General features: G+C 34.1%; 17 protein-coding genes. 15 read left to right on the top strand and 2 right to left on the bottom strand.

Annotated features, from left to right (window positions below; translation table 11 throughout):
* Positions 1-17: 17 nt before the first annotated feature.
* Complete coding sequence (gene msrA, locus IEV63_RS09260) at positions 18-671, bottom strand: peptide-methionine (S)-S-oxide reductase MsrA (RefSeq protein WP_188406528.1); 654 nt, start codon at positions 669-671, stop codon at positions 18-20.
* 230 nt (positions 672-901) lie between these two features.
* Here msrA and IEV63_RS09255 point away from each other — a divergent pair, with 230 nt between their 5' ends.
* From IEV63_RS09255 to IEV63_RS09240, 4 genes are all read left to right on the top strand, one after another.
* Complete coding sequence (locus IEV63_RS09255; RefSeq protein WP_188406527.1) at positions 902-1435, top strand: GNAT family N-acetyltransferase; 534 nt, start codon at positions 902-904, stop codon at positions 1433-1435.
* A 9-nt stretch (positions 1436-1444) separates the two neighbouring features.
* The gene (gene ovoA / locus IEV63_RS09250; RefSeq protein WP_188406526.1) at positions 1445-3550 is read left to right on the top strand and encodes a 5-histidylcysteine sulfoxide synthase; all 2106 of its coding nucleotides are present in this window, start codon (positions 1445-1447) and stop codon (positions 3548-3550) included.
* 124 nt (positions 3551-3674) lie between these two features.
* Positions 3675-4118 carry a LexA family protein gene (locus IEV63_RS09245; RefSeq protein WP_188406525.1) on the top strand — a complete coding sequence of 148 codons (444 nt, stop codon included), beginning with the start codon at positions 3675-3677 and terminating at the stop codon, positions 4116-4118.
* A gap of 1 nt (position 4119) precedes the next feature.
* Positions 4120-5385 (top strand): Y-family DNA polymerase, encoded by a 1266-nt coding sequence (locus IEV63_RS09240; RefSeq protein WP_188406524.1) that lies wholly within the window; start codon positions 4120-4122, stop codon positions 5383-5385.
* A 55-nt stretch (positions 5386-5440) separates the two neighbouring features.
* On the opposite strand, the gene rocD is transcribed toward IEV63_RS09240, so the two are convergent.
* Positions 5441-6721, bottom strand: a complete 1281-nt coding sequence (gene rocD / locus IEV63_RS09235) for an ornithine--oxo-acid transaminase (RefSeq protein WP_188406523.1) — start codon at positions 6719-6721, stop codon at positions 5441-5443.
* 295 nt (positions 6722-7016) lie between these two features.
* Between rocD and IEV63_RS09230 the strand changes: the two genes are divergently transcribed.
* The 11 genes from IEV63_RS09230 to IEV63_RS09180 all read left to right on the top strand — a co-directional run bounded on the left by IEV63_RS09230 (position 7017) and on the right by IEV63_RS09180 (position 18582).
* A complete protein-coding gene (locus IEV63_RS09230) occupies positions 7017-8390 on the top strand; it encodes an SLC13 family permease (RefSeq protein ID WP_229737224.1) in 1374 nt (457 codons plus the stop codon).
* 11 nt (positions 8391-8401) lie between these two features.
* Positions 8402-9055, top strand: a complete 654-nt coding sequence (gene upp / locus IEV63_RS09225) for a uracil phosphoribosyltransferase (protein WP_188406521.1) — start codon at positions 8402-8404, stop codon at positions 9053-9055.
* A 64-nt stretch (positions 9056-9119) separates the two neighbouring features.
* The gene (locus tag IEV63_RS09220; RefSeq protein WP_188406520.1) at positions 9120-10031 is read left to right on the top strand and encodes an OmpA/MotB family protein; all 912 of its coding nucleotides are present in this window, start codon (positions 9120-9122) and stop codon (positions 10029-10031) included.
* Positions 10032-10165: 134 nt separating this feature from the next.
* Positions 10166-11413 carry an imidazolonepropionase gene (gene hutI, locus IEV63_RS09215; RefSeq protein WP_188406519.1) on the top strand — a complete coding sequence of 416 codons (1248 nt, stop codon included), beginning with the start codon at positions 10166-10168 and terminating at the stop codon, positions 11411-11413.
* Complete coding sequence (locus tag IEV63_RS09210; protein ID WP_188406518.1) at positions 11410-12402, top strand: formimidoylglutamase; 993 nt, start codon at positions 11410-11412, stop codon at positions 12400-12402. The genes hutI and IEV63_RS09210 overlap by 4 nt, the downstream gene beginning before the upstream one ends.
* Before the next feature lie 83 nt (positions 12403-12485).
* Positions 12486-13163: a hypothetical protein gene (locus IEV63_RS09205; RefSeq protein ID WP_188406517.1), complete on the top strand. Its 678-nt coding sequence runs from the start codon at positions 12486-12488 to the stop codon at positions 13161-13163.
* Positions 13160-14428: a kynureninase gene (gene kynU / locus IEV63_RS09200; RefSeq protein WP_188406516.1), complete on the top strand. Its 1269-nt coding sequence runs from the start codon at positions 13160-13162 to the stop codon at positions 14426-14428. The genes IEV63_RS09205 and kynU overlap by 4 nt, the downstream gene beginning before the upstream one ends.
* Positions 14428-15810, top strand: coding sequence for an FAD-dependent oxidoreductase (locus IEV63_RS09195; protein ID WP_188406515.1), 1383 nt, complete (start codon positions 14428-14430; stop codon positions 15808-15810). The genes kynU and IEV63_RS09195 overlap by 1 nt, the downstream gene beginning before the upstream one ends.
* An 11-nt stretch (positions 15811-15821) precedes the next feature.
* The gene (locus IEV63_RS09190) at positions 15822-16583 is read left to right on the top strand and encodes a 2-keto-4-pentenoate hydratase (RefSeq protein WP_188406514.1); all 762 of its coding nucleotides are present in this window, start codon (positions 15822-15824) and stop codon (positions 16581-16583) included.
* A 195-nt stretch (positions 16584-16778) separates the two neighbouring features.
* Positions 16779-17198: a RidA family protein gene (locus tag IEV63_RS09185; RefSeq protein ID WP_188406513.1), complete on the top strand. Its 420-nt coding sequence runs from the start codon at positions 16779-16781 to the stop codon at positions 17196-17198.
* 4 nt (positions 17199-17202) lie between these two features.
* Complete coding sequence (locus IEV63_RS09180; RefSeq protein ID WP_188406512.1) at positions 17203-18582, top strand: aldehyde dehydrogenase; 1380 nt, start codon at positions 17203-17205, stop codon at positions 18580-18582.
* Positions 18583-18640 lie beyond the last annotated feature (58 nt).

Genomic DNA, 18640 nt, shown 5'->3' with positions numbered 1-18640 from the left:
GAAATAAGAAAAATCAATCATTTATTTTCTTTTAATAATTCAGGAAACTTTTCTTTAAACTTCATTAATCTAGGATTAGAAACCTTTTGAATGTAAGGATTATTAGGATGATATTTTTTATAATCTTGATGGTAATCTTCTGCAATCCAAAACTTCTCGAATGGCATTACTTCTGCAGCAACTAAGGAATAAGTTTGCTGCAAGTCTTCAATTTTGTTTAAAATAATTTGCTTTTGTTCTTCATTTTGATAAAAAATAATCGATCGGTATTGCGATCCGCGGTCGGGTCCTTGGCCATTAACTTGCTCGATATTTTGAGAACCAAAATACACATCTACCAGCGTTTTAAAGCTCACTTTTTCAGGATTATAAATAATCTCAACAGCTTCTGCATGGCCAGTTCTACCGGTATTACTGGCTTCGTATGTTGGATTTTCCGTATGTCCGCCAGCGTATCCAGAAATAGACTTTTTTACACCATATACACTTTCATAAATTGCTTCTACACACCAAAAACAACCACTAGCAAAATAGGCTTTGGCTAAACCATTTTCCATGGCCACTTCAACAGGTTTTACATCTTGTTTTTTAAAATTGGGCTGTTGTACTTGTGCTTCTACGCAACCAAAACAGGTAAAACTTACAAGCAACCATAAAATAAAGTATTTCATTTTCTTTTTTTCGCAAATTTAGTTGTTCAAGCTAAACTGCTAAATGTCATTTTGTTAATTATCTATCAAATTTTTAAATACAAAAAATTGAATTCAAAAAAAGTATAGAGTTTCTTTAAATTAATTACCTTTTTTTGTTGAACTTATTATGAAAAAAAATAAAAATTAATTAATGAATTTTTAATAAAAATGAAAGTTGTTAAAATAGGATTAGTAATACTTTTGCAGTTATGATAGGATTTGAAAAAGCAGATCGTCAAATGTATTTAGGATACAAGCACACACTTAAAAATTTGTATTTAAATGCATTTACCAAAGGTGTTTCTGCACAAAAAATAACAGATAGCGATGCTGAGTATTATTTGGATGCTATGTTTGATGTTGGCTACGGAATTTTTGCATTTAATCAACAACAACTAATTGCTACTTTAATCGCTACGCCACTCGATTTTGATAAAGATTGCCCTACACCTATTCTAGAGCAATTTAATAATAAACATACGCTTTACATAACTGAAGTGCTGGTAGATGAGAATTTTCGCGGAAAAGGTTTAGGAAAGCAACTCCTACAATTTTTTGAAAGCAATTTAAATGCTGACATTAATCAAGTTCTGTTGCGTGTTTGGGAAAAAAATGAAGCTGCAGTTAAATTATATGAGAAAGCAGGCTTTACTAACTGCGGAACTATTACACAAGAAAAAGTTAGACCCCAAACCAACGAAAAATTTACAATGTATAAAAATTATATGCTTAAGTTGATTTAAGCCTTATTTATGGAAGAATTTAATATTAAAACACCAAATTTAGTTGAAGGTATAAGCGACTTAAAACGACAAGAAATTTTAGATTATTTTAATCGCACCTTTGAGCTAGACACCAAATTATACGAAACTTTACAAGTTGAAGATGCATTTTATATGCGTGCAGATCCTTTGCGGCATCCACTTATTTTTTACTACGGACATACATCTTGTTTTTTCGTAAACAAATTGGTTTTAGCTGGACTTCTACCTTCGCACATTAACCCAGAATTCGAATCGATGTTTGCTATTGGTGTAGACGAAATGTCTTGGGACGATTTAAATGAGAAAAATTACAATTGGCCAAGTGTTGATGAAGTTCGATTCTACCGAAAAACCGTTCAAAAAACTGTTGCCCAATTAATAAAAGATTTGCCTTTACAACTTCCTATTAATTGGGAAAACCCATTTTGGCCGATTATTATGGGCATTGAACATCAAAACATACACATTGAAACTTCTTCTGTATTAATTAGGCAATTACCTGTAGATAAACTACAAAACGGTATTTTTAATGAAGTATATAAAGAAGATAATGAAATTCCTACAAACGAACTTCTTCCTATTAAAGGTGGAGAGATAAGTTTAGGTAAATCGCACCAACATTATTTATATGGTTGGGATTTAGAATATGGCAACCACAAAGAAACTATTGAAGATTTTAAAGTTGCTAAATACCTAGTTTCTAATGCCGAATTTTATGAATTTATAAAAGATAATGGCTACCATACTGAACAATGGTGGACCGAAGAAGGTTGGTCGTGGAAAAATTACAAACAAGCAGAACACCCCCAATTTTGGGTAAAGGAAAGCAATAGCTATAAATTACGATTAATGACGCAGGTTGTTCCGATGAAATGGAGTTTTCCTGCCGAAATTAACTATTTAGAAGCCAAAGCCTTCTGTAACTGGAAATCTGCTAAAACTTCAAAAAAATTACGATTACCAACTGAAGCAGAATGGTATAAATTAGTAAACCATTGTAAAATTAAAGATGCAGACCAATGGAATGTTGCACCTGGCAATATTAATTTAGAACACTACACATCATCCTGCCCCGTTAACAAATTTTCGTTTGGAGATTTCTTCGATGTAATGGGTAATGTTTGGCAATGGACAGAAACTCCTATTACAGGCTATGCCGGTTTTAAAGTGCATCCCTTATACGACGATTTCTCAACACCTACCTTCGATGGTAAACACAATTTAATTAAAGGTGGTTCGTGGATTTCTACGGGTAACGAAGCTACGCTACATGCACGCTATGCTTTTCGTAGGCATTTTTATCAGCATGCAGGATTTCGATATGTTGAATCTGAACAGGAGCCTGAAATTAGAGTAGATAGTTATGTAACCGACGAAGAAGTAGCTATTTCATGTGAGCAAAACTATGGTGCAAATTATTTAGGTATTGAAAAATTACCGCTTCAATTGAATGAAATACTTAAAAAACACATTGCTAATCCTTCAACTAAAAACCTGTTAGATTTGAATTGCAATACTGGCAGATTAGCTTTTGAAGCAGCTCAAAATTTCAAACAAGTTACAGCAATAGATGCATCAGCCCGTTTTATTCAACCAGCCATAGAACTGCAAAAAAATGGACTGTTGCGTTATGTGGTAAAAGATGAAGGCGATTTGCAAGTTTTTAAAGATGTTTTACTAAATAATTTAAGACTTGAAAAGCCTATCAATCCTGTGCTTTTCATGCAAGATGATGCTATGAAATTAAAAGAAAGATACAAGGATTTTGATGCTATTGTAGCTTTTAATTTATTAGAAGAATTGCAAAATCCGCAGCTCCTTTTAAACGAAATTCACAAAAGAATACGTAAAGATGGTATTTTTATACTAGGTTCTTCTTACCAGTGGAATAAAGCCATTACTCCAAAAGAAAACTGGCTAGGTGGCTTTAAAAAAGATGGAGAACCCGTAAAATCCATCGAAACGATTCAACATATTTTATCCAGCCAATTTACCTTGGTTGAAAAACCTTTCGATTTAAAGTACTTAACCAGAAAATCGAGTCGGGATTTTGATGTAATAATTTCAGAAGTAAGTATTTGGAAGAAAAAGTAAGTTTGTAAACTGAATATTTTTTTGAAACCTACTTAGGCTATCACTTTTCAAACAAAAGTTAATGTTTAGGATTATTTCCATTTAAACGGAAATAATCCTATTTTTGTATAAATGAAAGTGAGATATGCGTGTAATTTCCAATCAAATCCTAGAAATTTTTCAACCTAAAATAGAAAAATCAACTATTCTTCCTTTTATAAAAGAAGGGATTAGTGCGGGATTTCCGAGTCCAGCAGACGATTTTTTAGATTTAAGTATCGATTTAAACCAAGAGTTAATTAAGCATCCCAGTACTACATTTTATGGTAGAGTCCGTGGTGATAGCATGATTAATGCAGGTTTAAACGATGGTGACTTGCTTATTATCGATAAAAGTTTGGAGCCGAGCAATAACAAAATAGCCGTTTGTTTTATCGATGGAGAATTTACCGTAAAACGAATAGCCATAGCAAAAGATAAAATTTGGCTGGTTGCCGAAAATGAAAAATACCAACCTATTTTAGTTACCGAAGACAACGATTTTATGATTTGGGGAATTGTTACTACCGTAATTAAAAATGTAATGTAAGATGTTTGCATTGGTAGATTGTAATAACTTTTACGCATCCTGTGAACGGGTGTTTCAACCTGATTTAAATGGGAAGCCCGTTGCTATTTTATCGAATAACGATGGTTGTGTAATTGCCAGAAGCAACGAAGCCAAAGCCTTAGGAATCCCGATGGGCGCACCAGCTTTTAAATACCAAAAAATATTTGAACAACACCATATTCATGTATTTTCATCTAATTATGCCTTGTATGGCGATATGAGTGCACGTGTAATGAATTTATTGGCTGAATTTACACCTGATCTAGAAATTTATAGCATCGATGAAGCTTTTTTACAATTTATAGGCTATGAAACTTATTTCGACTTACAAAGTTTAGGAATGCAAATGAAGTACCGTGTTGAAAAAGGAACAGGTGTTCCTATTAGCGTAGGTATTGCTCCTACCAAAGCTTTGGCTAAATTAGCTAACCGAATTGCTAAAAAATTTCCAGAATACACACAAGGAATTTATGTAATGCAAACTGAAAAGCAACGCATTAAAGCTCTAAAATGGCTTAAAATTAACGAGGTTTGGGGAATTGGAAGTCAACACGCTATTCGCTTGCAAAAACACAACATCAATACTGCTTTTGACTTTACAAAATTGCCTGACGATTGGGTAAGAAAACACATGACGGTAGTAGGTTTACGCTTAAAAAAAGAATTGAGCGGTGAAGCTTGCTTAAGCTTAGAAGAAGTAGCTAATAAAAAAGCCATTGCCACTACTCGATCGTTCGATACACAATACGAAGATTTCGAATACATAAAAGAACGGGTAAGTAGTTTCGCTATTGCTTGTGGAGAAAAAATGCGCAAACAAAAAAGCTGTTGCCAAGTACTCATGGTTTTTTTGAAAACCAATAAATTTCAAGCTAATGCACCACAATATGGAAAAAGCATAACTATTAAATTAGCTTATCCTAGCAACTCTAGTATAGATTTGGTTAAGTATGCCGTTCAGGGATTAAACCAAATTTATGCAAAAGGATTTCAATACAAAAAAGCTGGTGTAATAGCTATGGGATTAACTCCTGCAAATAACAGGCAATTGGCTCTATTTAGTAAAGAAAATCCAAAACATCAGAAATTAATGAAACATGTTGATGCCTTAAACAGACGTATTGGCAATGAAAAAATAAAATTTGCTTGTCAAGATTTAAAGCGTACTTGGAAAATGCGCCAAGAGCGTTTATCGAAACGCTACACTACCAACTTAAGCGAAATAATTACTGCAAATTGCAAATAAAAAACCGCTTATATTTTTAAATGTAAGCGGTTAATTTTTATAAAGCTAAAGCAGTTTACTTTTCAAATTGCTTTAAGGTATCTGTAATAATTTTTACACAATCTAAGATTTGTTCTTCGTTAATTACCAATGGTGGTGCAAAACGAATAATATTGCCATGTGTTGGTTTTGCTAACAAGCCATTTTCTTTTAAAGCAACGCAAATGTCCCAAGCGGTAGAAGAATCTTCAGCATCGTTAATAACAATTGCATTTAATAAGCCACGACCACGAACAAGATTTACTACACTAGAATCTACTATATAACGGTTTAATTCACTTCTGAATAAATCACCTAATTTTCTGGCATTTTGCGCTAGTTTTTCATCGCGTACCACTTCTAGTGCTTCCATTGCTACCGCAGCAGCAACAGGGTTACCACCAAAAGTAGAACCGTGTTGACCAGGCTGAATTACATTCATTACTTCGTTATCGGCTAAAACAGCAGATACTGGGTAAGCTCCGCCAGATAAGGCTTTACCTAAAATTAACAAATCTGGTCGCGAATAAGTTGCTTGGCGCTCACAATGACCTTGGCAATCGCATTTTCCACAAACTGCGAGTAAAGCTCCAGTTCGAGCAATACCAGTTTGAATTTCGTCTGCCATAAATAAAACATTGTGTGCATTACACAATTCTTTTACTTTAGGAATAAAGCTGTCGGCTGGTGTGTAAACTCCTGCTTCACCTTGAATAGGCTCAATCAAAACCCCTGCTATATTTTTATTTTCTTTTAAAATTTCTTCTAAAGAATGAGTATCATCGTAGGCAATTTTTATAAATCCTGGCGTGTAAGGACCAAAGTTTTTACGTGCACCTTCATCATTACTAAACGAAATTATGGTTGTTGTTCTTCCATGAAAATTATTTTCAAAAACAACAATTTGCGCTTCAGTTTCGGCAATACCTTTTTTCTCGTAAGCCCATTTTCTACAAATTTTAATAGCAGTTTCGACCGCTTCAGCACCTGTATTCATGGGTAATAGTTTATCAAAATCAAAATACTCCGTAGCGTATTTCTCAAACACACCCAATACATTGTTATGAAAAGCCCGAGATGTAAGCGTGATAGTCTCTGCTTGTTTAGTCATGGCATTTACAATTCTAGGATGGCAATGCCCTTGATTAACAGCAGAATAAGCAGAAAGAAAATCGTAATATTTTTTATTTTCTACATCCCAAACAAAAACACCTTTACCCTTTTTTAAAACCGCTGGCAAGGGGTGGTAATTGTGTGCTCCGTGTTGGTCTTCTAATGCAATGGCTTGTTCAGAACTTGTAATGTCTTCAACTTTCATATAAGTATATTATCAAAATTAATATTTCGTAAAAATAAACAACAAAAATCTTTTTTTTGCAAAGAATCTAGAAATAAATAGGAATAATCTAATTTAATTTAGTTTTAAATAAGCGCAATTATTAATAAATTAGCTAGTTGATATTCGTCATTTTTAATGTTTATACAAATAACGAATTTTGCACTTATAAAACCAATATCAATTTATGCCAGACTCTAGAAGATATGCCTTAAAATTTCTCGTTAAGCTTAACAATAAAATTTATAAACGCATTAATTGGCAAAGCAGGCTTACTATGTTTGTAGTATCCTTATTAATTGGTTTTGCAGGTGTGTATTTGTTAAAAGACGACAGTTTTACAGATCCGCAAACTAATGTAATGTTTATTTTGTTTTTTGCTATTGCTCTTTGGGTTACCGAGGCCATTCCACCATTTGCAGTAGGTATTTTAATTGTAGGATATTTGGTTTTTAGTTTAGGTTATCAAGAAGCTGAAGATGTAAAACAATATGTCGATACTTGGTCTGATTCGGTGATATGGTTATTTTTAGGCGGCTTTTTTCTAGCAGAAGGCATGAAAAAAACTAAGCTTGATGCTGCTTTATTGCGCATAACAGTCCCTAAACTTGGTAACCAATCCAAATATATTCTTTTGGGTTTGATGATGATTACTGGAATACTTTCTATGTTAATGAGTAACACGGCAACAACTGCTATGATGATAGCCACAATTTCTCCAATACTTACTCAATTTGGTAAATCTGCACCGATTACAAAGTCTTTGCTAATCGGCATTCCAACAGCTGCAGCTATTGGTGGAATGGGAACTATTATAGGTTCAGCGCCAAATGCTATTGCTGTGGGTGCGCTAGAAGGTATTGGCATATCTATTAGTTTTATTGAATGGATGCTGATTGGTGTACCGGTTTCCTTATTGCTTATTTTTATCTTTTGGAAGGCTTTATTATTAAAATATACGTTTAAAGCGAAAACACTTTCATTAGATTTTTTAAGCAACGAACAAACCAAAATTGACGATGAAGACGATCATGGTGAAGCACAGCATCAAAAAAAACAACAACGCATCATGCTGGTTATCTTAGGCATTACATTGTTTTTTTGGCTATCTTCACAATGGACAGGGATTCCTGTGGCTATGGTATCAGGAATTCCAATTGTGGGTTTAACCATGTTGGGTATTGTAGATTCTGATGAAGTACGGCAACTTCCATGGGATACATTAATGCTTGTAGCCGGTGGTTTAGCTTTAGGTTTAGCTGTACAACAATATGGTTTAGCCGATTATTTTATAAGTTTAGTCGCTTTTGAAAATATCAACATTTATGTAATGTATTTAGTATTTGGTTTAATAACTGTAATTTTATCGAACATTATGAGTAATACAGCAACTGCAACTATTATGATTCCTATTAGTATTTCTTTAGTGCAACTTAATCAGTTAGGCAGGCCATCGGTTATGGTTTTCATTATTGCTTTGAGTGCTTCTTGTGCATTATTGCTTCCTGTTTCGACTCCACCCAATGCAATTTCGTTTAGTACGGGCATGTTAGAACAAAAAGAATTTAGATATGGTGGTGTTTTATTAGGAATATTAGGACCAATTTTAGTTATTTTGTTCGTACTACTTACAGCTCCTTTAATTTATTAAAAAATCTTAACATGATTGTACACCATTTAGGCAAACAAAACTCGCTTTTACAAGTTTTTGTAGACGAGTTACGAGATACTCAAATTCAAAAAGATAGTATGCGGTTTCGAAAAAACATCGAACGTATCGGCGAAATTTTAGCTTATGAGTTTAGTAAACAAACAAGTTATAAGCGAGTTGCCATTAAAACTCCCTTAACTAAAACGCATGCCCATAAATTTAACGAACAACCGGTTATTTGTTCAATATTAAGAGCAGGTATTGCATTGCATAATGGGGTGTTAAATTATTTAGATCGTGCTGATAATGCATTTATTTCTGCATATCGAAAAATGCATGCTAATGGAATTGATTTTAGTATTGAAGTAGAATATTTATCTACACCCGAAATTGATGGCCGCATTTTAATTATTGCTGACCCGATGTTAGCTTCTGGTAACTCAATTTGGCATGTTTTTGAAACTTTAACTAAATCTTCTAGTCCTAAAGAAATTCATATTTTTGCTGTAGTAGCAGCCCCACAAGGCATTCAATTACTAGAAGAAAAATTACCAGATCAGACCCATTTATGGATTGCTAAAATCGATGAAGGTTTAGATCATAAATCATATATAATTCCCGGTTTAGGTGATGCAGGTGATTTAGCTTATGGTAAAAAATTATAATCTTAGTAAAGAAATTACATACTCTTAAAAAAATCAATATATTAGCACTTTTAATTTTAATTATATGAAAAAAGTTACCTACCTACTCGCATTAAGCTCATTAATTTTAATGAGTTCATGTGTTTCAAAAAAGAAACTTTCGCAAGCCGAAAACAAATTAATGTCCACAGAAAGTGAACTTTCTAAAGCTAGAAATGAAGCGAGAGAATGTGGAGAAGAGTCTGAAGACTTAAAGGCTACCGTTGCAGCTTACAATCAAAAAATCAACAATCTTCAACAAGAAAGTAAAAACAAAATTGCGTTTGGTGAAGATGGTAATATCATAACAGAAAAGTCTAAGCAGAAAATGCGAAATACTTTTCAAAATATAAGCCCAGAAAGAGCTAAAGCTGCAACTTCATTAAAAGATTCTATGAATATTGCAATTGCTTACAACATAGAACAAAAAATGAAATCTACTTTTGCTAACAACGCAAATGTAGATGTTAGCACAGATGAAAATGCTGAAGGTGCTGTAGCTGCTGAAAATACTCAAAATCAATCTTCAATGGAAGGCTTAAGTGTAGACGTTAGTCATCCTGTTGTAAAAATTACCATCAACAACTCTATCTTATTTAAAAGTGGGAGTTCTTGGGTAAATGCTTCTGCTCACCCATTGATTAGTCAATTAGCAGAATTGATTAAATCTGAACCCAATATGGAAGTTTTAGTAGAAGGTCATGCAGATGCACAAAAAATAGTACCCGATTCTTATTTAGAAGACAATTGGGTGTTAGCTTCAAAAAGAGCAATTGCAGTTGTAAGGTTAATGGAAGGTAAATTTGAAGTAGATGGTGCTCAATTAATCGCATCTAGTAGAAGTTTTCATAAACCCGTTGCAGACAACGAAACTGCCGAAGGCAGAGCCAAAAACAGAAGAACAACCATTACCTTAATGCCAAATGTTGAAAAATTTATGGCATTAATCGAAGATTAAAATAATACTTTATAAGTCCTTAAAGCCCTAAGAAATCTTAGGGCTTTTTTTATTTTAATCATCATTCTAGAGCTTATTAATTTTAATATTTCACTTATTTTGATTAAAATTGAAAGTCCAACCAAACCCCAACTATGAATTTTATTTTAGTTAATATAAAAGAACTCCTTCAGGTTAGAACTTCAGCATCTAAAATCCTGAAAGGGAAAGCACTTCAAGATTTACCAACTCTAAAAAACGCTTGGCTTCATATTGAAAATGGAATTATTGTTGACTATGGTGAAATGAAAGATTTTAAAATCGATTCTAGTATAAAAAGCATTGATTGTACAGGGAAAATTGTTTTGCCTACTTGGGTAGATTCGCATACGCATTTGGTTTACGCTGGTAATCGAGAAAGCGAATTTGTTGATAAAATTAAAGGTTTATCTTATGCAGAAATTGCAGCAAAAGGTGGTGGAATCGTGAATTCTGCTCAGCAACTTCAGGAAACTTCTGAAGAAGAATTATATAAACAATCTAAAATTCGCTTGCAAGAAGTTATTGCCCAAGGCACTGGAGCAGTTGAAATAAAATCGGGTTATGGATTAACAACAGCTGCCGAAATGAAAATGCTTCGCGTAGCTAAAAAACTTCAAGAAGATTTCGATTTACCAATTAAAACTACTTTTTTAGGGGCACATGCTTTGCCTAAAAAATTCAATGGAAATACAAAAGCATACATCGATGAAGTCATCAACAAAATGCTTCCTAAAGTTGTAAACGAAAATTTAGCCGATTTTATCGATGTCTTTTGCGAAAAAGGCTATTTTGAGTTAGAAGATACAGAACGCATTATCAAAGCGGGAAAAAAATACAACTTACCTGCTAAGATTCATGTAAATCAATTTACTTCGTTTGGTGGTCTTCAACTTAGTGCAGAAGAAAATGTACTAAGTGTAGACCATTTAGAAGTTTTAACCGACGAAGACATTCAACATTTAAAAAAATCAACAACTTTACCCGTTGCTTTACCTTCATGCTCGTTTTATTTAGGAATACCCTACACACCGGCTCGTAAATTAATCGAAAATGATTTACCAGTAGTTTTAGCAAGCGATTATAATCCAGGAAGTACACCTAGTGGAAACATGAATTTTGTAATATCTTTAGCTTGCATTAAAATGAAAATGACACCCGAAGAAGCGATTAATGCAGCAACTATTAATGCAGCCTTTGCAATGCAAGTAGAAAATGAAGTAGGTAGTATTACCAAAGGAAAACGCGCAAATATTATTGTAACGCAACCCATTCATTCGTATGCATTTCTCCCCTATTCTTTTGGAAGTAATCACATAGAACAAGTTTATATTAAAGGTAATCCACAAATACACAACTCATGATCAGCCTTAACCTTTATAGCCAAAACGATGTAAAAAATTATATACAAACTCGAGTTGGCGAATCTAAATTTGGTGAAAAAATTCAATTTGTTTCATCGATTAGTGAACTGCATAACGCAACTGCTAAATATGTGTTACTAGGAATTCCTGAAGATGTTGGAATACGTGCCAATCGAGGGAAGTCTGGTGCAGCTAAAACGTGGAATGTTTTTTTAAATGCATTTTTAAACATCCAAACCAACCGGTATAATCGTCCCGAACAATTGGTTTTATTAGGCGAAGTAGACTGTAGAGCTTGGATGCAAAAAGCTGATAGCATTTCCAAATCTGACGATGCTTACTATGAAAAATTAGGAGAAATTGTTACACAAATCGATAAGGCTGTAGAAGAAATTGTTGAAGCTATTGTTTTGGCAGGAAAAATACCCATTGTAATTGGTGGTGGCCATAACAATTCCTACGGAATTATTAAAGCTTGTTCCAAAGCCTTACAAACTCCTATTAATGTGGCTAATATTGATGCTCATACCGATTTACGCCCAATGGAATTCCGACATAGCGGAAATGGATTTACCTATGCTTTAGCTGAAAATTACTTAGACCGATATAGTATTTTTGGTCTTCATAAAAATTACACGCCAGAAAGCATTTTTGAGTTAATGGATGCTAATAAAAAAATTAAGTATCATTTATTTGAAGACTGTTTACATCTTACAAGTTTAGATAAATTAGTAAAAATGAAAACTTCCTTGGACTTTTTAAAAGGTCAATTTGGAATGGAGTTAGATTGCGATGTAATTCATAATATTAACGCAAGTGCAGTTACACCTTCTGGGTTTTCATTAAATGTAATGCGCTCATTTATGAAACTCATTCGAAAACATAAAATTCACTATTTACACATTTGTGAAGCAGCTCCCAACGAACACACTTTAATCGGAAAAACACTCTCTTATCTCGTTTCCGATTTTATACGAGAAGATGGGTAAGATTAGGTTTTCATATAAAGCAACGAACATCTAATTTAGCTTGTAAAGCATTTCAAATTAAGTATCTTTACAACAAAAACTAAATGCGGTATATATTGTCTTTAATTTTAATTACTTTATTAATTTGCTGCGATAGCAAGACTAAGCCTTCTGTTAAAAAAGAAATACCTAAAGACAATACCACAGAATTATCTTATATAGAACAATTAGCCATTGCCAACGGATTTAAACACTGGGACGATGTTAAAGAACTACATTTTAGCTTTAATGTAAACAACCAAGGAAAAGAATTTAAAAGAGATTGGAAATGGCAAGTGCAGAAAGATAAAATTTTTATGAATGTTGATGGTGAAGAAGTTGGCATCGACATCAATAAAAATCCAGATCAACAAATTCATCAAGCCTTTATTAACGACACCTATTGGTTGTTGTTTCCATTTCAATTAATGTGGACCGATGGTTACGACCACGAGATTCATAAAACAGTGGTTTCTCCTTTCCATGAAAAAGAATTAACCGAATTGGTAATCCGTTTTAAAGAAGAAGGCGGTTACACTCCAGGCGATTCATACAAATTGTATGTTAATAAGGATTTTAAGATTGAAGAATGGAGTTTTTACCCAGCAGGAAGCAATGAGCCACGCATTATAAATGCATGGGATAATTATAAAACTTACGATGGAATAAACATTAGCACCGATAGAAGAAATGCAGATGGAAGTTTCCGAATTTATTTTACTGAAATAGCGATTAAAAAATGATAGATACTTTTCAAAATACCTTAGCTTATGCAAAGAAATTGGATGAACAAGATGAACTGCGAAAATTTCGTTCAGAATTTCATATCCCTAAACAAAAAAATGGAGAAGAACACATCTATTTGTGTGGAAACTCCTTAGGATTACAACCTAAACGAACTCAAAAATACATTCAGCAAGAATTAAACGATTGGGCAAATTTAGGCGTAGAAGGTCATACTGATGCCCAACATCCGTGGATGCCTTACCATGAATTTTTAAGCGAATCTATGGCTAAAATTGTGGGTGCAAAACCAAAAGAAGTGGTGGTAATGAATACCCTAACCACCAACTTGCACTTAATGATGGTTTCATTTTATCAACCCACTTCTAAACGCTATAAGATTGTAATTGAAGCCGATGCATTTCCATCCGACAAATATGCAGTAGAAAGCCAGCTAAAGTTTCATAATATCGATCCCAAAGACGGATTAATACTGTGGAAACCTAGACAAGAAGATAAGCTCTGCCATGTAGAAGATTTAGAACAAATTATACATGAACAAGGCGACGAGATTGCGTTGTTAATGATTGGTAATACCAACTACTACTCCGGGCAGTTTTATAATATGCATAAAATTACTCAACTCGGACATAAACATGGAATGCTCGTTGGTTTCGACTTAGCCCATGGGGTAGGAAATATTCAACCCAATCTGCACGAAGTGGGAGCTGATTTTGCGGTTTGGTGCACCTATAAATATTTAAATTCTGGCCCTGGAAGTTTGGGCGGTTGCTTTGTGCACGAACGCCATGCTAATAATAAAAACTTAAAACGTTTTGTAGGTTGGTGGGGACATAACAAAGCTACGCGCTTCAACATGCGGCATGAGTTTGATCCCATTTCTGGAGCAGAAGGTTGGCAATTAAGCAACCCACCAATATTGTCGATGGCAGCTATTCGTGCTTCTTTAGCAGTATTTGACGAAGCAGGTTTCAAAAATATTCGTACTAAATCGAAAAAAATTACAAGCTATTTAGAGTTTTTGGTCGATGAAATTAATCATGAAAAAATTAATATCATTACCCCAAGAAATCCGAACGAACGTGGTTGTCAACTTTCCATGCAAGTAAAAGATGCCGACAAAAACCTATTCGATGTTTTAACCGAAAAAGGTGTGGTAGCCGATTGGCGAGAACCCGATGTAATTCGAATTGCTCCTGCTCCACTCTACAATTCATATCAAGATGTTTTCAACTTTGTTGAACTCTTAAAATCACTTTTGTAATGCAAAAAAAAGAACATATACTTATTATTGGTGCAGGACTTTGCGGAAGCCTATTGGCTTTGCGTTTAGCACAACACGGTTACCAAATTGACTTAGTAGAAAAAAGACCAGACCTACGAAAAGAAGATGTTTCAGCTGGACGTTCTATTAATTTAGCATTTTCAGACCGTGGTATAAAAGGCATCAATTTAGTTGGATTAGAAAATAAAGTAAAGGAATTATGCATCCCGATGTATGGAAGAATGTTGCACGATCGCGAAGGAAACACGCAACTTTCTAAATACAGTGGAAGAGAAAATGAATACATCAATTCCATTTCACGAGGTGGCTTAAACGCACTTTTACTAGATGAAGTTGAGCAATTTAAAAATGTAAAGCTTCACTTTAAATTATCCTGTCAAGATGTTGATTTAGAGAAAACAAAAGCAGTTTTTAAAGATGAAAATAATAACGAAATTCATTTTCAAGCCAATGCTATTTTTGGTACGGATGGCGCAGGTTCGGTAGTGCGTAAAAGCATGATGCAACAACGGGATTTCTTATTTAGTTTTTCGCAAAATTTCCTTACCCATGGTTATAAAGAATTGAGTTTTCCAGCCACAGCAGAAAATAATTATGCAGCCGAAAAAGGAGCTTTGCACATTTGGCCACGGGGAGAAAATATGCTGATAGCCCTACCTAACTTAGATAAAACCTTTACGGTTACTTTATTTTTAGCTTATGAAGGTGGCGATTATAATTTCAATAATTTAACGAATCCAGAGATTGTAAAAGAATATTTTGAAAAGGAATACCCAGATGCGTTGGCTTTGATGCCAAATCTTGAAAAAGAATATTTTGAAAATCCAACTGCTCCATTAGGAACGGTTCGTTGCTCACCTTGGACCTATAACAACGCATTAATTATGGGAGATGCTGCACATGCCATTGTTCCTTTTTATGGTCAAGGTATGAATGCTTCATTTGAAGATGTAGTAGAATTTGACCAATATCTGGTGGACAGTAATTTCAATTTAGCTGAAGCTTTTCAGCAATTCAGTAAAAACCGTAAAAAGGATGCCGATGGAATAGCCGATTTAGCCTTAGATAATTTTCATGAAATGAAATCGCATACCGCGAAAGAAATCTTTCTTGAAAAACGTAAGCTAGAAATTGCTTTTGAAACTGAATTTCCTAAAGAATATGCTTCTAAGTATTCCTTAGTTACTTTTAGAGAAGATGTTTCCTATGCAGAAGCACTTCGAAAAGGAAGAGCGCAAGACCATGCTATACTTCGCTTATTGAAAAATAATCACTTAAAACAAGAAGCTTCACTGCAGGAGCAACTGCTTCAAGTTCAACAAGAAACACATATAATTTTAGAAGAACAAGAATTGCTTTAAATTTAAATTAAATGACATCAACACAAATTGCTCAAGTTTTAGATCAAGCTGCTAGAGAAGCCAAACCTGTTGCGCAAATGAGCGAAAAGGAAGGCTTTTCTTTACGTGAAGCCTATATAATTCAATTAACATCCATTCAACGAAGAATCGAGCGTGGCGAGAAAATTACAGGTTTTAAGTTAGGTTTTACCAGTAAAGCCAAAATGGAACAAATGGGTGTACATGACTTAATTTGGGGTGTTTTAACCGATGCTATGCAAATTGAAGATGAAGGAGAAATTTCATTAAGCAACTACATTCACCCTAGAGCGGAACCTGAAGTAGCTTTTTTAGTGAGTAAACCGATTGATAAAGCAATTTCGCAGGAACAAATTCCGAATTACATTAGCAAAATGGCAGTAGCTATAGAAGTTATCGACTCCCGCTATGAAAATTTTAAATTTTCTTTAGAAGATGTGGTAGCAGACAATTGTTCGTCTATAGGCTATTGCATTGGCGAATGGAAAGATGCAAAACCAATTATCAATAATTTGCCTATTGAGTTGTCTTTTAATAAAAAAACAGTTCAACAAGGAAGCACGAAAGCAATTTTAGAAAATCCATACCAATCAGTTGTAGAATTAAGCAGGTTAGCCACTGAAGCAGGTTTAAAAATCGATGAAGGTTATGTAATTTTAGCCGGTGCCGCTACAGCGGCTGAATGGATGCAAAAAGATACAAAAATAGAAGCTCATCTTCAAGATGTTGGAGAAGTTAGTTTCAATGTGAAGTAAAAATTTAAAAACTCTGTGAACTCCGTGTCTCTGTGGTGAAATATCTCAAAAAGACAAGATGACAAAGAGCATAATTGATTAACAGTATATAGATAAAAACAACACCCCATTTCAATCGATATTTCCATAAAAGGAGATGATTCCGAAAGGCTTCTTCCCTTAAGGAAGACAAGAGATGGGATTTAAAATATCAATATGAAAGGAAAAGTAGTACAAGGAAAAGCAAAACCAAGAGGTAAATTCCCACACGTAAAACGCATAGGAGATTTTATTTACGTATCAGGAACCAGTTCAAGAAGACCAGACAATAGCTTTGAAGGTGTGGAAGTAGACGAAATGGGAACAACCAATTTGGACATTAAAAAACAAACCGCTGCGGTGTTAGAGAACATCAATGACGTTTTAAAATCTGAAGGAGCCAGTTTGGAAGATGTAGTAGATGTTACTTCGTTTTTAGTGAATATGAACGACTTTAAAGGTTACAACGAAACCTATGCAGAATATTTTGATTATGAGACGGGTCCAACCAGAACCACAGTGGCTGTACATCAACTCCCCCATCCGCATTTGTTAATTGAAATTAAAGCAATTGCGTATAAAAAGATAGTAAAATAAAAATATGACAGAAAACGTAGAAATTCTTGTTCAACAAAAAAACTATTTAGCTTCTCATGAAACGGTCGGCGTTCAACAACGCATTGATTTGTTGAAGAAGCTAAAAAGCTATATCGAAAATCATGAACAGGAAATTCTTGATGCCTTGTATGCAGATTTTAAAAAGTCCCATTTTGAAGGTTATGCAACTGAATTATTGGTTACTTACAAAGAAATTAATCTTTTTATAAAGAAATTAAAGCAATGGAGCAGACCTAAGCGCGTACTCCCTACCCTATTTAATTTTCCATCTTTAGACTATATTTACCAACAAGCTTGGGGACAAGTTTTAGTTATTGCCCCTTGGAATTATCCTTTTCAATTGGCTATTAATCCTGTTTTAGCAGCTATTGCTTGTGGAAATTCGGTAATTTTAAAACCATCGGAATTAACTCCACACACGGCGAAAATTTTAGAACAAGTTTTACATGCTGTTTTTCCGAAAGAAATTGCTTACGTAATTCAAGGTGGTGCAGAAACTTCTACCTATTTATTAAAACAAAAATGGGATTATATTTTCTTTACAGGTAGTGTTCCTGTGGGTAAAATTGTAGCCAAAGCTGCTGCCGAACATTTAACGCCTGTTACTTTGGAGCTGGGCGGTAAAAACCCTTGTATTGTAGATGAAACTGCCAACTTAGCCATTGCTGCAAAACGTATTGTTTGGGGAAAACTCATTAATGCAGGTCAAACTTGCATTGCTCCTGATTATATTTTAGTTCAGAAAAAGGTAAAAGAAAAATTGGTAAAGTTGCTTATTCAAGAAATTGAATCTTCTTATACCAAACATATTGACCAATCTCCTGATTATCCTAGAATTGTTAATCCTAAGAATTTTGAACGTTTAGCTAAAATGCTTTCAAATGAAAAGCTATTATATGGTGGCCAATTAATTGAAAGTGAACTATATATCGAACCTACATTGATAGATGAACCTAATTTAGATAGTGAAGCTATGCAAGATGAAATCTTTGGTCCGATTCTTCCTATTTTAAGCTATACAGATTTCAACGAAGTAGAACATAGTATTCAACATTTTCCGCATCCGCTGTCATTATTCATTTTTTCTGAAAATGCAACTCGGGCTAAACAATGGATGCAACAATTTGAATTTGGTGGAGGCATTATTAACGATACGATTGTTCATTTTGTGAACGACCGTTTGCCTTTTGGTGGTGTTGGAAATTCGGGTATGGGTCAATATCACGGAAAACATTCTTTTGAAACTTTTACTCGTAAAAAAGCCGTGTTGCATCGAAAAACTTGGATTGATTTACCTTTCCGTTATCCGCCTTATGGCGATAAGCTTAATTTATTAAAACGAGTTAAAAGCTGGTTCACTTAAGTTGATCCATTGGAGTATAAGGATTGATGCTAAGATTTATAAATCTATTTTTTCAGTT

It is taken from the genome of Psychroflexus salis (genome assembly GCF_014640175.1).
Lineage (GTDB): Bacteria > Bacteroidota > Bacteroidia > Flavobacteriales > Flavobacteriaceae > Psychroflexus > Psychroflexus salis.
Note: the sequence above shows the minus strand (reverse complement) of the source record. Positions and strands in the feature narration are given on the sequence as shown.

What these genes read in the sequence shown, in the direction of transcription:
- msrA (WP_188406528.1), bottom strand. Translation starts at nt 671, where the DNA reads ATGAAATACTTTATTTTATGGTTGCTTGTAAGTTTTACCTGTTTTGGT.
- IEV63_RS09255 (WP_188406527.1), top strand. Translation starts at nt 902, where the DNA reads ATGATAGGATTTGAAAAAGCAGATCGTCAAATGTATTTAGGATACAAG.
- ovoA (WP_188406526.1), top strand. Translation starts at nt 1,445, where the DNA reads ATGGAAGAATTTAATATTAAAACACCAAATTTAGTTGAAGGTATAAGC.
- IEV63_RS09245 (WP_188406525.1), top strand. Translation starts at nt 3,675, where the DNA reads ATGCGTGTAATTTCCAATCAAATCCTAGAAATTTTTCAACCTAAAATA.
- IEV63_RS09240 (WP_188406524.1), top strand. Translation starts at nt 4,120, where the DNA reads ATGTTTGCATTGGTAGATTGTAATAACTTTTACGCATCCTGTGAACGG.
- rocD (WP_188406523.1), bottom strand. Translation starts at nt 6,721, where the DNA reads ATGAAAGTTGAAGACATTACAAGTTCTGAACAAGCCATTGCATTAGAA.
- IEV63_RS09230 (WP_229737224.1), top strand. Translation starts at nt 7,017, where the DNA reads ATGTTTGTAGTATCCTTATTAATTGGTTTTGCAGGTGTGTATTTGTTA.
- upp (WP_188406521.1), top strand. Translation starts at nt 8,402, where the DNA reads ATGATTGTACACCATTTAGGCAAACAAAACTCGCTTTTACAAGTTTTT.
- IEV63_RS09220 (WP_188406520.1), top strand. Translation starts at nt 9,120, where the DNA reads ATGAAAAAAGTTACCTACCTACTCGCATTAAGCTCATTAATTTTAATG.
- hutI (WP_188406519.1), top strand. Translation starts at nt 10,166, where the DNA reads ATGAATTTTATTTTAGTTAATATAAAAGAACTCCTTCAGGTTAGAACT.
- IEV63_RS09210 (WP_188406518.1), top strand. Translation starts at nt 11,410, where the DNA reads ATGATCAGCCTTAACCTTTATAGCCAAAACGATGTAAAAAATTATATA.
- IEV63_RS09205 (WP_188406517.1), top strand. Translation starts at nt 12,486, where the DNA reads ATGCGGTATATATTGTCTTTAATTTTAATTACTTTATTAATTTGCTGC.
- kynU (WP_188406516.1), top strand. Translation starts at nt 13,160, where the DNA reads ATGATAGATACTTTTCAAAATACCTTAGCTTATGCAAAGAAATTGGAT.
- IEV63_RS09195 (WP_188406515.1), top strand. Translation starts at nt 14,428, where the DNA reads ATGCAAAAAAAAGAACATATACTTATTATTGGTGCAGGACTTTGCGGA.
- IEV63_RS09190 (WP_188406514.1), top strand. Translation starts at nt 15,822, where the DNA reads ATGACATCAACACAAATTGCTCAAGTTTTAGATCAAGCTGCTAGAGAA.
- IEV63_RS09185 (WP_188406513.1), top strand. Translation starts at nt 16,779, where the DNA reads ATGAAAGGAAAAGTAGTACAAGGAAAAGCAAAACCAAGAGGTAAATTC.
- IEV63_RS09180 (WP_188406512.1), top strand. Translation starts at nt 17,203, where the DNA reads ATGACAGAAAACGTAGAAATTCTTGTTCAACAAAAAAACTATTTAGCT.